Here is a 533-nt window from a genome sequence, read left to right on the forward strand (position 1 = left end):
TCCCCGCAAGGCGGGCCGGCCGCCGGTCAGCGACGAGATCCGCGACCTGGTCCGCCGTCTCGCCCGACAGAATCCGCGATGGGGACATCGACGCGTCCAGGGTGAGCTACTACGGCTGGGACATCGGGTCGGCGCGGGCACGATCCGGCGCATCCTGGCCACCCTGCGGCCCGGACCGGCCCCCCGTGATGTGGACACCAGCTGGCGGACGTTCCTGCGCGCCCAAGCCCACGGTCTCCTCGCGATCGACTTCTTCCACGTCGACACGGTCCTGCTCCGGCGGATCTACGTGCTGGTCGTGATGGAGGTGGCCACCCGCCGGGTTCACCTGCTCGGTGCCACCGCGAATCCGGATCACGCCTGGGTCGTGCAGCAGGCCCGCACCATCGTCATGGACCTCTGATCCGCGACCGGGACGGCAAATACTCCGCCGCGTTCGACGAGGTCTTCACCGTCGAAGGCATCACCGTGGTCAAGATCCCGCCGCGGACACCTCGGGCGAATTGTTATATCGAACGCTGGGGCCGCAGCCT

Annotated in this window: 1 pseudogene; it reads left to right on the forward strand. The window is 68.7% G+C overall.

The features are described from left to right. Positions 1 to 403, forward strand: a pseudogene (locus IH26_RS61840) (helix-turn-helix domain-containing protein); the annotation flags it as partial. Between the last annotated feature and the right edge of the window lie 130 nt (positions 404 to 533).

The sequence above is a fragment of the Actinoplanes subtropicus genome (genome assembly GCF_000721705.1).
Classification (GTDB): domain Bacteria; phylum Actinomycetota; class Actinomycetes; order Mycobacteriales; family Micromonosporaceae; genus Actinoplanes; species Actinoplanes subtropicus.